Annotated in this window: 7 protein-coding genes; all 7 read left to right on the top strand. The window is 50.8% G+C overall.

Annotation, left to right across the window (positions count from 1 at the left end; all coding sequences use genetic code 11):
• The first annotated feature begins 53 nt into the window (after positions 1-53).
• Positions 54-3,746: an ATP-binding protein gene (locus C4S72_RS04130; RefSeq protein WP_104001778.1), complete on the top strand. Its 3,693-nt coding sequence runs from the start codon at positions 54-56 to the stop codon at positions 3,744-3,746.
• Position 3,747: 1 nt separating this feature from the next.
• Positions 3,748-4,386, top strand: a complete 639-nt coding sequence (locus C4S72_RS04125; protein WP_104001777.1) for a hypothetical protein — start codon at positions 3,748-3,750, stop codon at positions 4,384-4,386.
• Positions 4,386-5,618, top strand: coding sequence for a hypothetical protein (locus C4S72_RS04120; protein ID WP_104001776.1), 1,233 nt, complete (start codon positions 4,386-4,388; stop codon positions 5,616-5,618). Before C4S72_RS04125 ends, C4S72_RS04120 begins: the two co-directional genes overlap by 1 nt.
• A complete protein-coding gene (locus C4S72_RS04115; protein WP_104001775.1) occupies positions 5,608-6,480 on the top strand; it encodes a DUF7281 domain-containing protein in 873 nt (290 codons plus the stop codon). Before C4S72_RS04120 ends, C4S72_RS04115 begins: the two co-directional genes overlap by 11 nt.
• Before the next feature lie 159 nt (positions 6,481-6,639).
• Positions 6,640-6,867 carry a hypothetical protein gene (locus C4S72_RS04110; RefSeq protein WP_104001774.1) on the top strand — a complete coding sequence of 76 codons (228 nt, stop codon included), beginning with the start codon at positions 6,640-6,642 and terminating at the stop codon, positions 6,865-6,867.
• Positions 6,868-7,131: 264 nt separating this feature from the next.
• The gene (locus tag C4S72_RS04105) at positions 7,132-8,070 is read left to right on the top strand and encodes a phospholipase D family protein (protein ID WP_104001773.1); all 939 of its coding nucleotides are present in this window, start codon (positions 7,132-7,134) and stop codon (positions 8,068-8,070) included.
• A gap of 81 nt (positions 8,071-8,151) precedes the next feature.
• On the top strand, positions 8,152-15,771 hold the full coding sequence (locus C4S72_RS04100; protein WP_104001772.1) for a sacsin N-terminal ATP-binding-like domain-containing protein: 7,620 nt from the start codon (positions 8,152-8,154) through the stop codon (positions 15,769-15,771).
• The last annotated feature ends 2 nt before the right edge of the window (positions 15,772-15,773 follow it).

Genomic DNA, 15,773 nt, shown 5'->3' with positions numbered 1-15,773 from the left:
TGCCAAATAAGAGCGTGGTTAGGATAACAAAATAGCACAAGGAAGCAGGTTCAATGAGGGACACATACTACGGTCTGACCCGTATCGTTCTGCACAACTCATACATGAAGGCCATAACAGTTGGCTTCGAAACCGAGGGCCACTCAAATGCCAGTGGCGGTAACGGTGCTGGCAAGACTTCTGCCCTTACGCTCATACCCATCTTCTACGGGGCCGAGCCAAATTCGTTGGTCAGCAAAGTGAGCGGGAAGCTCTCGTTTGTCGATTATTACCTGCCCCACCAGAGCAGCGCCTTGATATTCGAACACCGGCGGGAAGACGGTTATCGCGTCGTGGTCATTACCCGCTATGTCACCGGCGCCCGTTCCATTTATCGCTTCGTCAAAGGTTCACTGGCCGAAACCTTCCTCCATGAGGATATCCGGCGCCTTCTGAATGAGGGGCGGCCGATGATAGAGATATTCACCGCCCTGAGTAAGCGCGGTATTGACGTCAGTCGCCAGATAGAAAACATTACGGAATACCGGGCCATCATTCAGAACGACAAGCGTCTGCTTCGCCGCCCAGGTGGCAACCAACGCCGCGATACCGCAATGGCCCGAGAATACTGCATTGGCGGCCCCGACTCCCACATGTGTCACCTTGATCGGATGAGCTATTCCGTCCTGAAACGTGACGATATGTTTAACCGACTTCAGCAAATGATCGCTGAGACCCAGTTCGGCGATATCCATATCGAAGATAAACCAGCATATCTGCGCGATAAATCTCTCATTGACGATATCGCCAGTCTTCGCAGCTTCAGTGCGGCCGAAAAAGATATCCGTGAATGTGTCGGCCAACATGGGCATCGGCAGCATCTACTGGACGATATAGACCAAAATGCCGCCTTGCTGTCGGGTGCGATCCTTCAGGGCAAACGTCGACAGGAACAGCTCTCAGGAGAAATCACGCAAGTACAAACGCAGCTCACGGTGCTAATCGACGCCAACGAAGAAGAACATCGGCTACTGCTGCGTGACGCCAACGATCTTGAAACGCAGGTTGAACAACTCGACAAGACTATCGATAGGATCCACACCCAGCATAATGATTGGATCGAACAGGACATTACCCAGAAGAAGGCCGATTACGGCAGTCTTGATCAGCACATTGAACGCAGAGACGAACTGGGCAAAACCCACGCTCTGCTGACTAGTAAGGTCGCAAATCTGGACCAGGAGCGTAAAGACGCGATTGCTGAAGCGGAAAAAGCACACACGCGCCGGGAGAAAGCGCTGGAGCGCCAGCAGTCTGAACTGAAAGAGAAAAAGTACAATCTCCAAGAGGAACAACACGCCAGATCCCAGCAGTTGTCGGTAGACCGAGCCAAGGCGTTGGACGCTTTTGCTGAGGGCAATCTTAGTCAAAAACTGGGGCCGCTAACCGAGCGAGTCGGAGAACTGAGAGCAAAATCCCAAGCCCCGATTCCGACCCAGGAAGAGAATGACAAACTCAGCCATCTTGACAGTGAAGTCCAGCAGTTAAGGGATCAGGAGGCGATCGCAAAGGACAAGCGAAAGGCGGCACAAGACCGTGTTGACGCCCACCAGCTCACTGTAGACAAAGGATTGGAAGCGTGGGAGCAAGCCCGCAAAAATGAAGAAAGGGCCAGAGAGGCACAGGACAGGCTGGTCTCACAGCTGAACCCGGAAGACGGCAGCCTATTGGCAGAGCTGCGGCAGTTAAACCCGGAGTGGGCGCAGACCATTGGTCGCATCATCAATCCAGAGCTGTTGAAAAGGAAAGATCTCGAACCTGACTTCGAGCCGGGGCAGGACACCCTCTACGGTTGGTCGCTGGCGCTATCGAAACTCGAGCCGGTTGAAGCCGCGGCTACAGAAGCGGTGATCAGGGAGCGCCTGGACCGCGCCGAGTCTACGTTACGCAATGCCCTAGAAGAGGTGACCAAGAAAAAGCAGGCCTGCGATCAGCACGACGCTAAGAATCGGGAACTGAATGAGCTGTATTCTTCAGCCGACCACATGTATCAGCGACTTGGACGTGAAGCGGGCGTTCTTCAGACCCGGTATGACGATTGCCGGCGGCAGAACCGCAATGCGGCGCTGACACGCCAACAGGAGGCCAAGCGGGAGTTGGCTCAAGCCGAACAGGCAGTCCGCAACCTTGAAGAATCGATCGCCAACGGCAAGCGGGAGATCGAAGATCAGTTCGATCAGCAGCAGATGGAAATAGCGGCTCTTGCCCAAACAGCTCAAGGCGAACTGCTGGAGCAGCTTGGCCGGGTTAAGCAGCAACTGGATGACGCTCAGAAAGATTACGACGATCGACTCAGTGGTATTGAGGAACGATTCAGCGAACAGTGCCAGCGGGAAGGTGTGGACAGTACTCGCATCAAAGCGGCACGAACAGCTTTCGAGAAGCAGGCGGCATTTGTAGAGGACGTGCAAGGGTATAGCCCATTACTGGCACAGTACGATGCCTGGTTTAAAGATCAGTGGAGCACCCTGCGTGAGAAACAGGAGCGACTGCATCTGGATCAACTGGCGCTTTCCAAGGCCAGGCAAGCGGTCAAGGATCTTGAAGAGCGGTTCAAGGCTGAATCTAAGTCGCTGAAAGAGACCCTTGGCCAGAAAAAAACGGCCCATAAAACCCTTTCCGACGAGTTGGTACGCGCCAGCACTCTCATCGAGCAATTGCCCGGCGGGGCCGTCACTGATCCGAACGATGGTGACCTGAGCCATCTGACCGAACTCTTGCAAGGATTGTTAAACGAAGAGCGCGCACTGAAGCGCAAGCTCCTGTCAAACGTGGACAGGATCAGCAATGTTCTCCGGGAATACAGTGAATCGAAAATACATAAGGCCTGGGTGCTTCTGCTTGAACAGCGGCGAGCTCAAACAGGCCTTGACCAGTTTGAAAACGACTTCAAACTGCAGCAGCCAGTTGATTTTGGGAACCTCATAGACGAACTGTTGCCCGATATTCGCAGTTCGCTGTTTGAGGAGATCCGATCGATTGGGGATAGCCTCTCCCGATATCATGGTTCCCTCAAGTTACTCAACGATGAGGTGACCAAAGTTTCCCGGCACCTGCGCGACAAGATCAACACCAACCAGCGAATCGACAGTCTCAGTGACATCCAGTTGCACATCACCTCAAAGGTGGTGGAAGGGGACTACTGGGACAGGTTGACCTTCTTCAACCAGCAGTGGATCGCCTGGCGTGAGCAGCGTGATCAACAACTACCATCTGACCAATTGATGCTGGCGCTGACGGATGCCAATGACGCCTTGCAGAGTGCTGATATCAAGAAGGATCTCAAGTCTCTGATTGGGCTGAAAATATCGGTGGTCGAAAATGGCCGGACAGCGATGGTGACCAACTCAAAGGAATTCGACGCACTGAGCTCCAATGGCCTATCTTACCTAGCGATCATTGTGATCTTTATCGGCATGGCCCGGTACCTCTGCCCTAATCCGAATATTGCCCTTCACTGGCCGGTGGATGAACTCGCCAACCTCTCGCCAGAAAACGTGGCGAAGCTGTTCGAAATGTTTGATGAAGCAGGGCTCTACTTCTTCTCTGCTTTCCCCAGCACAGATCCCAACCTGCTCAAGTTCTTCAAGTACCGCACACTGATTCACCGGAATACCGGGATCAGGCGTATTGCCGTCAGTGCCAACATAGAACATGACCAGGCACGGGAACGGATGAAACTAGCCCTGCACGTTACGGAGAACTGATATGGATACCGCTGTATTTGCACAGACTACTCGAGCGCTGCTTGAGGGCGCGGTGATCTGCGAGACATCTTCCCCTGGCCCATACCGGTTTCTGCAGTCCGAGTCCAACCTTGAAGCGGTACGTGACTACCTGGTCCGCATTGAGCGTTCTGTACGCGCCACAGACGACGGGAAGGCCTTTTTCTGTGCTTACCTGGACATCAGTGAGCCCGGGGCGAAAAAGTCCGTGAAAGGGCAGTTCAGGGACTTCGTTCGCGACATCGAGCCGCTGGTTAAATGGTTGCGGATTGCCCGTGAATGCCACCCGGCCGGTCGGCCGTTGGAAGCCGGCGACTTACTGACCGGCAGCGAGATGCTGGAGTATATAGAGCGCTCGCCCATTCTCAGCGATGAACTGACGGAACTGACCAAGAGCAAGGTATTCAAGTCGACGGCACAGGATGGCAAAGGCCGGATGCGCCTGATACTCGATAAGTTGGTGGAGCAGGGATACCTGACCAAACTCGACTCTACCGGGTCGCGCTTCAAAGCCACTGGCCGCTGGAGCTACCTCTACGACGTACTGGAAACGATCCGAGCGATGGAAAACCTCGACCTTGATCAGGATGAGGAGTTAAGCACACAGGGAGATCTTCTGTAATGGCTCGACTCGATGATGCCTCTGATGGCCTGCGAGCGATAGGCCAGCACCGAGAGGAGCTGCTGGACGCTTACATTAACCATCGGGGTGCGATTCTGGATACGGAGGAAAACAAGTCCCTTATCCGGGCTTTGCTGAAGCACCACCTCGGTTGGCGCCTTGAAGAAGACGAACCGGTCCAGATAAGCAATGCTCTGACGCCAACACTGGCCGCGGTTACCCGCAACTACAAGATGACGACGGCCGACCAGTCGATTTCGTATCTTTGGGGCGAGATCCGGGAGGCGATTGAGGGTTACCGGGAAGCGAGGCACCGGAATGCTCACAATGATGCGGAGACCTACCTTGGGACCATCTACGACCTCGGGCACCAGTTGATTGAAAACCTGCGAGAGGGCGTGGCTCAATTCAGCCATCACATCAGCAGTGGATTTACCTATATCCACGACCTCGAACTTCGGGCGCGTGAAAACCGTCGTGTCATTCAACGCGCCAGCCAGCTTAACGACGTGCTGGAGACGTTTGATCATGATGCGCTGCAACAGATGGCCGGTGGAGACCGTCAACTACGGCGCCTGCTCCTTCGCGCCTTACCCAAGGCACTCGAGCTTTGCGGTAAAGAACTGGTTCACGCGATCGCCCGGCTGACAGAGATGCTGCACACGCTCACGCGCCAGCATCGCCAATCCCGGCTGATCGATGCGGTTGCCAATCTCTACCAGGCTGATCATGGTTATGAACCTTCCATCGACAGTCTTGAGCAGTTACCGCCGGCGTTAAATCGTGCAGAACCGTTGCTGGCGCATTCTCGCATAGATCCTCGCAATCCGGAGCATGAAGAAGATCTTGAGGACATTGTCCAAAATCTGCCCGCGATGGAGCCATTGGAGGATGAAGAGTATGTTCCGGTGGCTGTCCAGGACAGTGTGGTCCAGCAAACCGAAACGGTTGAGCCCGATCCGGTTCAGTATGCAGCAGACCTGTTTATCGAGCTGGCGCTTGAAAGTGAGCAGCCGGTATCTGCCATGAAGGTGCACCGGACGTTCCCGGTGGACTGTGACCCTGAACTGTGGCTACTGACCTTGGTGAACACCGTGAACTCCCTGCCGGAGAAGCAACGCCGGCTGATTGAACTCGGTTTTAACGAGGTCCATGACACTGTGCTCAGAGGTAATCGCTGGGTGTCAGATATTACCCTCAAACGGACAAAGGCAAAGACTCATGCGGCGTGAGATCTCCGTTATTCAAAAGGCACTTCAACGGGCGGACCGAAAGGTCAAACTCACTAAAACGTGGATCAATATGCACAACACCCTCGGCGTTGGTGAAATAGTGGGTGCGTCGCTGATTCTCTCTACGACAGATCGGGATCTGCTCAGGGACTGGGTAAAAAACAACGCGGGTATTGATCCATTATCGAATGACAACCTGGGCGACAGCCGGATGGATGTGGCTCTGCAGGGGCGGGATGAGAAGCTTGCCTCGGGATCGGTTTTTGGCAGCATGATTCAAGTCGCACGAGCCAATGGAGGAGCGATAGATCTGACGACCGGATCAGCTACGGTGCCACCAGGCTCATTGTTGAGCGTGGATCCAGATCATCTTAAGGTCACGCGTGAGACGATTATCCTGGTGGAAAATGGCGCGGTCATGCGGGACTGGCACAGACTTCATCTTCCCGATAGTTTGCAGTCTGCCTTACTGATCTACCGGGGCCATGGTGAAAATGCGGCCGATGTATTGAAGGTGCTTAGTGAGGGCGGGGCGTCTAATAAGATCGGTTTTTTTGATTTTGACCCTGCAGGACTGCAGATGGGATTGACGGCGCCGGTCGATGCGCTACTGATCCCTGCACACTGGAAGTCTTTCACCGATGACTCTCCCTGGGTCAGAGACTTCAACAAGCCATCTGCGTTTTGGCAGCAAGGCGGAAATCTACGGTACCTGGACCGGCAAGCACCGGAAACCTTGAAACCGATTATCGAGCATATCAGGGAGCATCTGCTGGCACTCACACAGGAACATTTGGTGAGTCATGAGATACCGCTGTGCATTCTCAGGTTTTCACCTAATTTCCCAGGCGAGGAAACATAACTTTTTTGGGAGTTATACCGTGGCTCAAATTTCAAAAAAGGTAGGATTAAGGGGCTCTGCGTGTCTGTCTGTAGAGATTCGTCCTGGCGGCCTGCTGGACTACGTACTCAGCGTTGCAAGCCAACGCCAGTATGCGATAACAAAGGACAAGACAAACTGATGCCTCAGAACGAAGCAGACCAGAAGCGGAACGTGACCACAGCTCTGGATCTGGCGATTGACGATGCCTACAGCGGAAAAACCCGCCCAGTAGCGATCCTGTCGGGTGGCGACTCCTTTACGGCCTCGCTGTCGTTGGCACTGGAACTGCCGGAAGTGGTTCAACAACGCTCCGGCGGTATCCAGCTCGGTACCCTCGTTATCAATGATAAGCTTCGGCAGCCTTGACCAGGAGTCACTTCAGCTGGCGACCAATATGTTGGTTGAACTTCAGGCAACAGGCAGGACCATCGGTATCATCTCCCATGTGCCAGAACTGAAAAAGCAGCCGCCGCTAAGAATTGAAGTTAGGAACGAGCGGGCTGGCAGTACTGTATCAACTTCTATTATTTAGATAGAGCGCTTCTAGCTACATGAGGTTCGTTACTTGTAATGGTTCTCACGATTGCTCGGGCTATATAACTAAAGGGATGACTCCAAGGAGAAAGGGTGATGGCAGATGTAAAGTTTCTTAATGGTCGGCAAGCGATAACTGACGAGCTCAATATGTTAATTGAACGGCAGCCACAGGACGCGCCTGTGCTTTTAGTCGTTGCTTATTGGGGGCGTGGTGCAGAGGCTTTACTTAGAGAAGGAAAGAGTTACAAGGTGGTCTGCAATCTGACTGATGGGGGGACTAATCCTGCTGTGATCGAATCACTGATGGTAAGCCGTGAGTGTAATATCGAGTTGCGTCACCATCCACGACTGCATGCGAAGGTAGTCGTTTCTCAGTCAGGTACAATTGTTTCATCTGCTAACTTCTCCACTAATGGTCTTTGTATAAACGACGAAGAAGGCAACCTGGAAGCTGGTACTTTTATTCCCGAGGGATCAGACGCCTATTGTTCGGTAAGGAATTGGGCTTGGGAGATTTGGCTAGATGCAGCAGAAGTAGATTCCGCAGTTCTTCGAGCAGCAAAAGCCGCTTACGCGAGTCATCAAAATGTCAGTCAATCGGAAGACAGTCTGCAGGATAATAAACCTCTATTACCGAGTGCAGGGGCATCATTACCGCAACTTGATGAAAATGAGATCTTCTCACATGCTGCTCCCAATCAAAAATACCCCCTCAAAAGAGGCAGTAGTGCATTGTTAGCCAGCTATCGAGCGATGGTGTGCCGAAGCGGTGATGGCAAAGAAGGGCTGATCTGTGCTTATGCTGCCAATCTCATGTGGACTCATATTGGTAACAGCATGAGCTGGCATAACGGAATTTTTGTTTTACCTCGCCAAGTAGTTAACCGATGGCGGGACGTCAACACAATTAAAGATGATGAGGTTGCAGCGTTCCTTTCTTGGCTTGCAAAACCTGGTAACGCTTCACCTAGTATCGGTGAGGTTGCTGATGATCTTTTGGAGACCGGTTGGAATGACTATGTGAACGGATAGGCTGCGGTATTTCTTACAGTTGGCACCTGAGATAAAGAAAGACAAGTTTGCTAGCATCTAGCATACAGGGAGAAGTTATAGATGTTCGGATTCACGCAAGACCCGATTCAATTCATCAATCTGATCGCTGACAACTTGCGTGATCGGTATCAAACTGGTTTCCCGGTACTGAAGGAGTTAATTCAGAATAGCGACGATGCTCCTGCAACGGAGCTTCACTATGGCTTGTCACCAGGCTTGGTCGGCGCAATTCATCCCTTGCTGAAGGGGCCAGGGATCTTCCTCATTAACAACGGTGCATTTAAATCATCTGATGCGCGTGGTATTCGTTCTTTCGGACAGAACTCAAAGGCCGCAGACCAGGGAAGTATTGGAAAGTTCGGCCTGGGAATGAAAAGCGTTTTCCACTTTTGTGAGGCGTTTTTTTTCCTTGCTCATGATGGAGAGCGGGAATATTCGGAAATCCTTAACCCCTGGAGTGGGCCGGATCCCGATCAGACTCTCCATGTTGACTGGAACAGTTTTGGTGTTGAGGACGCAGCGCTAATTCGAAACCATTTGGAAGCAGTAACATCCTCGCTTTCCTCAGAAGCTGATCAATGTTTTATTCTCTGGTTGCCATTGCGGCAAAAGGCCCACTTAAAACAACCCTTTGGTGAGCAAACCGGAGCGATTGTTTCCGAATTCCCTGGTGATGATACAGATCTGCTCTCTTTCATGTACGAGGCCGAACTGGGCATTCGAATCGCAGCTCTAATGCCTATGTTAAGGCACCTCCAGAGAGTCTCTTTTTGGACGTTAAATGACGCCCAGGAAAAGCTTGCTCCAGTCTTTGATGTGCAGTTAACGGCGGGGGGACGGCGGACTTCTTTGATCGGAGCTGAACCCGAAGAACGAAGTGGGAGGCGAGAGGCACCTCAGATATTGAGTGGTCGGACTCAGGTGGAAAAAGGTGATGGGCGGTCAAAGTTAGAATTTACCGGGCTCGAATATTTAGACTGGAACCCAAGGCTTAACGCACTGCATGCTCATGATCTTTGGCCAAGCAGTTATATACGGGATGAGTTGGGCCACTCGAGAGAAGCCAAGGATAAAGCGCAACCGCATGGGGCGGTGTTCTTCTCTCGAGCGCCGGGCTCGGGCCGGCTGATCACCAACTGGTCCGTATTCTTGCCACTAGACGAAAATAGCGCATCCCAGACTATTCGATGTGATGGCAACTTCGACTTCAGATTAACTCTCCATGGCTATTTCTTTGTGGATGCAGGTCGGCAGGGTGTGCATGGAATGAAGGAGATGCACGAGCATCAGCGAGACTCATTTGAAAGCGAAGAAGCACTTCGCAGAGCTTGGAATCATGAACTGCTGCAGTCAGTGGTATTACCGTTGGTGCTGCCAGCACTTAATAGCTTTTGCTCCGATCTCAAACTAGCAGATAAGGTTAAATCAAATCTCACTCAGGCACTAACCGAAACGGATCTATTTAAGCAGTTCCGTCACGAGATCACTCAATCCCACAGTTGGATTCGAGAAATCACTGTTGATGGTGCTCGTTGGGTACTTAAACCCAATGATAAAAAAGTACTTCGGTTGCCCTCGACGCCAGAATCCGATTCTGGCCGACCTTGGAGACTCTTCCCATCGCTTAGCCAATTAGCCCAACAAGTTTTGCTAGTGGTCGATGGTGCTCCGAATATACTTAGCGTAAAGCGAAACACTGATTGGGATGAGCAAAGTCTCAATCAGTTGCTCGGCTCTGTAGAAGCAAAATCGCTATTTGTAGAAACAACCCTACTTGATTATTTCCTGACTTTTTTACGAGATACAGTTAGGCCATTTTTGAATATAGGAACCGTAAAACAGTCGCTGGAACGCCTTGTTCGAGAAGGTTTGAGTAGTGTTGGTGAGGCCTTGCTTGGTCAAAATGAATCACGTGTTCGACAAGTTGTTAGTTATTTAGAACAGAGTCGTTGCTTACCAGTCGACAATCAGCTCCCTGTAACTTTGCTCCAAGAGCTCCTCAGCGCCAGCTCCAACATCTTGGTCATTCCCACTCGCTTTTGGCCCAGAGAATGGAAACAGGATACCGGTGTATCCGTTGACGAAGCTGTCCCACTATTGAAGGCATTACAGCAACCCCTTTCACCTCAGAGTAAAGCAGGAAAAGCACTTTACGAAGGCGCCCTTAAAATCGCAGAACTTTTAATTAAGAGTGTAGCCCCGGATTCGAGGTCATCGTTATTGCGCCGTTGTTCAGAGCTTTACGTTTTGCGCTCCTACGATTGCCAGGCAGATAGGGTACGAGCGGCTTCTCCTAAAGAGATAGATGCTGCACGTATAGAGGGTCTTTTGTTTGGCTATGCACAAGGAACCAAACTTAATGATCGACTAGCGTTGGCTCCTCTGTTACAGCGTGTTCTTCCCCATGATCGAATTCTTATCATAAGCGCAGACACCTCAAAACTTGCTCTCGGTATAGAGCGCTCACAGCCTCCCTGTGATGGGCATCGTGCTTTACACGCGTTAGGGCTAAAGGCAAGGGTGCTTGCCGACTCTGCTGAAAGAATGAGGCTGGCTGGTCAGTTAGGAAAACCAGCGGATCAGATAGCGGTTAGAGGACTGAGATATTTGCTCCACGCACGGGATACTCACTTTGATGCATCAGATCCACTCTGGATTCTGGGCGACGATCAGCATCCGGTATGGCTCAAGTTATGGGCCCAATTGGTGGATGAGGATCCATGGAATTTAGTACAAGAAGAGATAGCTGACCATATATCACGAGGGGTTTTACGTACTATCAGTGTCAAGGGAATTCGATCGGACTCGGTGATTGAGGAATTAATCAGGAGAGGTGTGCAATCGATTGATCCCAACGGATTCGATCAAGAAGAGTGCGAAGAAATATTGAGTGAAGTCCAGGATGATGAACTATGGCGCATCTTGCCATTTCATTGGACTGTAGACGACCTGCCTGTTTCGGCTCAGTCGAGTCATGTATTTCAAGTGCCTGATGATTACGCGCTTGATGAGCTTCTCTTAAGCGGCGTAACGCTGATAGTGCCGAGCAACCGTGCGGAAAACCGCTTACGGCAAAACAAGTTGTTGCCCATATTGGATCATGGAGCATTCATTGAGCTGGCTTTGGAGCAGCCATCAAGCCCTGGTATTTGGCGAGAGATACTAGATCGACTCCAGTCTCTTACCCAAGAGGGGGAAGAGCTCAGCCTAAATGTCGCAAAACGGCTGAGAAGCACAAGGTGGTTAACGTCGGAAACTGGAACGCTGTTTAGCCCAGAAGATGTAATCGATTTCGATGGGGATGTCGGTTTGGGCCGGATACTAGCTCAGTCACCTGGGGCTTTTGTAACCGTTGAACATCTTGAAATTGAACTGCGACAGCACCCGTTCTTTGCTGAATTTGGTAAAGGCTACTTTTCAATAGGTCAAGCTGGAGTTGATCGGCTAGCACTTGCCGTCGAGGACCTAGAAAATTACCAGATAGGTAACAGTAACTTTAATAGCAGCGCTGACGTGGCTGCGGTCGCCAGATCTCTTTCCTCCGCTCCGCACCTGGGTTGGCGTGTACTGGCTAGTCTGGATGGGCTCATGGGCCCGGAAATCGACTTGTTACCAATGGTTTCGAGTATGCGTCATCCGATGCAATTGGAGGCAATCACCAAATTACTGATTTGGATTGCGGATAGAGGGGCTACAGACGAAGAGGCCGTTTCCACATTTAATCGCTACCTTAAACAATTTGCCGATTCCAACGGGGCTGCAGGTGAATTACCCCGACTAAAGCTTTTGAGTAAAAACGAGGACTGGGCCGAAAGCGGAAAACTGGTTAGTGATGTCGTTGGTATAGCTAAGCCTTACGTTTTACATAAGCGACAAGCTGACATTCTTAGACACCTATTTGAGAATAGAAACGACTCTATCGTCGCGACTGAATCCTCTCGTTTAACAGATGTTGCTGCTGAGCCGTCGGCTGCTGCAGGGATATTGAGAGATTATTTTCAGGATTGGTCTGGGAGGGTGGCGCCAGCACTTACCGGCGCTTTGGTGTTGTTATGTGGAGGTGAAGATTCAGTTAAATCATTTTGTCAGGATCTACTGGGGCAGCATTCTCGAGAGTGGTTGATAGAGAAGCTGCCATGGCGGATAGCGCAGGGAGTAGATCAAGGCGGTGCCCTCACTTGGCTTAACGGTTTCACTCTTGAGCGCGCATTAGACTACTTCAGTATGACTGTCCGTATCCATGATACGGAGAGGCTCACAGTCTGCTCGATCATTGGAACGCCTGCTTCTGTAGAAGTGGAAAAGGAGTTGGATTCAATCTTTATAGGGAAGCCAAGTTACTACTCATTTGGCGGCAACCGAGGTTATCGTGTCGATTTGGTACTTCGAAAACTCGATGTAGACCAATGCTCAGATAAAGTGCTTTCCGATCTACTTAAGTCATCAATGACCTACCTGTTGACAGAGGTTTATGGACAAAAAGGGGCGGGGCTTGATGGGCTTTGGGGCGAGTTGGATACTGCTGATCAAGTAGATATTGAGCTTGCGCGTTCGTTAATTCTGCGCAACATCCCTTTCTATCTAAAACAGCTCGGGGCACACAAACACCCTAGTTTGATCTCGGGATTAAATCGATTTCGTGACGAAGAACGGAAAGAGCAAGAACATAAGGGGACTTCAAAGGAGGATCGTTATCGCAAACAGAAAGAGGGCGCTCTCAAAGAACTGCAAAGGACAATAGAAACTGACAACAGTGTACAAGAGGCGATCCTTGAATCAGTTCGTCGCAAAATACAGGACTTCCAATATCAGGCGGGCAGCATACCGTTTGAGTTATTTCAAAACGCTGATGATGCCGTCCAACACCTCGCACTAATTGATGCATACCCTTCTGAGCCTGGCGGGCTTGATGTCGAACCGTTACCTGCTTCGATCTGTAGATTCAGTATTGAGGCTGATAGGCACCGTGTGGTGTTTATGCATTGGGGACGGGCTATTAATCAGTTTGGGAACAACGGATTCCCTGGACGAGAACGCGGCTACGATAGAGACCTTGAGAATATCTTGATTCTGTCTGCATCAGACAAAACTGATGATGTAACTGGTAAGTTTGGTTTGGGGTTCAAGAGTGTGTGGTTGGCGACTAATCGTCCTGTGCTTGTCAGTGGTCGATTGCAAACCGAAATAGTAGGGGGGCTACTCCCAGTTCCTGCATCAAGCACAGACGTAAAACCTTTGCGGCAGCGCATGAAGTCATTACTGCCAGATAGCCACTGGCCCGGGACTGCAATAGCGCTTCCACTCGTTGGAGTTACTGAAAACGAGATACTCGACTCTTTTTCAGGTGTTGCGGGGGTGATGGTCGCGTTTTCCAGACATCTGCGAAGGATCGATATCGTTCGCAAGGCTTGTCCGCCGCTCTCTGTAAGTTGGTCTGAGGAGAAGGTTCCTGGAAGTGACACTATACGCATCGGAGGAATGCGCCATGAGAAAACCGATCTTCTGATTATGAAAATAACGCTCCCGTCAGGTGCTATGTTGATTGGAGTTGGACCAGAAGGCTTTATGCTATTGCCCAAAGACATCCCCAGTATTTGGGTTACCGCACCTATTCGGGAGCAGGAGAGGTTAGGCTTCGCGGTCAATGCGATGTTTGAAGTGGATGCCGGTCGATCCCGGTTATCAGCCTCTTTAAACGAAAACCCCCATCTGGCCCAAGAGCTAGGTAGGCAGTTAGCACGAGCGCTTGGAGAGCTGAAAACCGCAGTAGAGATTCATTGGGATGCGCTAGTAGAACTAATGCAGTTAGGGCCTTCTGCGTCTCCTTACAGTTTTTGGTCATCACTCTGGCAGACTCTTATGGGGCGTTTGCCTGGTTTACCGCGTGAGTCAGGTACTAGGATTATCGCTGAAGCGTTGCTCTGCGAAGGATTGAAAGAGTTGTCGTGTAAGCATGCGCTTATACCCAACGGTCTTAGAGGTCACCTAAGTCAACTGCTTTCTAGCGCGGAGATCAAGACTGTACTTAGAAGCGCATTGCATGACCCAGAAATATTAAAAGCAGTGTCAGAGGCTAGATGCTTTCAGGATCTAATAAATGCACGGGCTGCTGTGACCTCTGAGGTATCTACATGGCTTAAGATTCTTGTCCCGGCATTTACTTCTAGCAAAACACAGTGGCAATCAGAGAGCCTTTCATCACTGTTTGCAAAACTGGACCATCAGAAAGCGATCGTGGCTAACGACGCTGCACTGCTGGGAGGCACCTTCAATCAAAATGTCTTTAAACGATGGGAGCAGAGCAATGAAGAGACCCCATCTGACTACATCGCTGATCTTAAGTCCGCGGCCTCTCACGCAAACTCATTGAAATTCATCTCTGAATGCGGAACTGAAGAAAGAGCAAAAGTGCTCCTTTCGTGCGGTGGTAGTGACGAAGAGTCTCTTCGCTGGGGCTTTGCTCCCAGCCGTTATCGATTAGGAGGTGAATACCAGGGAAGTGGGGTTGAGTTTTTCTATTGGTGTCGTGACAAGATGGACGCGCCTTCAGAAAAGCTTAGAGAGTGGGTGCTGTTAGCAGAGGATACCAATAAGCGTATTGCCGCACTCCACTACCTAGTGGAAGGGGAGTTGGCGCGTGAAGTAACTGACTCTCTACTCAAGTCTGGTATAGGAGGGACTTGGTTAGCTGCAGTAGATGAGGAATCGGCGTACTTACATGGCTGGAGTGAGACGCAGCGTTCAAAGCTCGTATACCAGGTATTGAAAACCCCAGATCAAAGTAGGGGAGCGTGGCTACATTTTACAACCGACGCCCGCCCGGAGACTGTTCCTATCGACCCATTGAAAGCCCTGCAAAACATCCATAAGTGGTGGTTGAAGGCTAGAGAAGAAAAGCTTGAAAAGTACGGCCGTGATACCTATCCCGACGGACGAACTTTAATTTTGCACGAAGATGAATTTGGCCGCATTGATCGTTCATCTTGGCTAACACTTTTGTTACTGGGTGGCTTCCATACGATGGGTAGGACGAAGTCTGTTCAACACCGGCAATTTGTTGAGACCTGCTATCGACAGGGATGGTGGGATGTGTTCACTGATCCCAACCACTCACAACGGTTTGATGACTGGATGAAGGTCCTAGACCAGTACCTAGATAAGCAAGTTGATCAACAGGAGTACGAGCAATGGATGCTTCGCTTCCCTATCATCTACAAACTTTCTCGCTATCTTGAAGACTATGCTGAACTGTTTGTGGGACTCGAACGGTATTCAGCTGACTTTGACTTGGCGAATACGCTGAACTCGAAGGCTGATTCCGCTCAGCAGGGGGGCGGAATTTCTGCACCTGCTTTAGCAAGAAGCCTTGGGATTGGCGCGAATTTCGTCGTTCGAGAGCTGATTAGATTTGGCCTTATTGATAGTCAGTACTTAAGGAAACACGCCTATGTGCCAACGCTAAAGGTTAGACAACTGTTAACTGAGCTAGGCTGGAGTGAACCTGAGTTTGAGTCTCAGCTAAAGACTTCACCCACAATATCGTCCTTTTTAGTAGGGTATCTTGGTGAGGAAAAATCGTGTTTTTGCGGGGACTTTGACATCCCGCTACGGCACGTTGCAGAGGACTGGCAACTACAACAAGAATTGTTGGGGCGCGAACTGAAGTCAGTGGAGGATTAATA

The sequence above is a fragment of the Marinobacterium lutimaris genome, assembly GCF_900108065.1.
Lineage (GTDB): Bacteria > Pseudomonadota > Gammaproteobacteria > Pseudomonadales > Balneatricaceae > Marinobacterium_D > Marinobacterium_D lutimaris.
The sequence above is the reverse complement of the archived record's forward strand: the minus strand, read 5'-3'. Positions and strand labels throughout refer to the sequence as shown.

Bases quoted from the DNA above. Each gene is read 5' to 3' on its own strand.
- C4S72_RS04130 (WP_104001778.1), top strand. From the start codon at position 54: ATGAGGGACACATACTACGGTCTGACCCGTATCGTTCTGCACAACTCA.
- C4S72_RS04125 (WP_104001777.1), top strand. From the start codon at position 3,748: ATGGATACCGCTGTATTTGCACAGACTACTCGAGCGCTGCTTGAGGGC.
- C4S72_RS04120 (WP_104001776.1), top strand. From the start codon at position 4,386: ATGGCTCGACTCGATGATGCCTCTGATGGCCTGCGAGCGATAGGCCAG.
- C4S72_RS04115 (WP_104001775.1), top strand. From the start codon at position 5,608: ATGCGGCGTGAGATCTCCGTTATTCAAAAGGCACTTCAACGGGCGGAC.
- C4S72_RS04110 (WP_104001774.1), top strand. From the start codon at position 6,640: ATGCCTCAGAACGAAGCAGACCAGAAGCGGAACGTGACCACAGCTCTG.
- C4S72_RS04105 (WP_104001773.1), top strand. From the start codon at position 7,132: ATGGCAGATGTAAAGTTTCTTAATGGTCGGCAAGCGATAACTGACGAG.
- C4S72_RS04100 (WP_104001772.1), top strand. From the start codon at position 8,152: ATGTTCGGATTCACGCAAGACCCGATTCAATTCATCAATCTGATCGCT.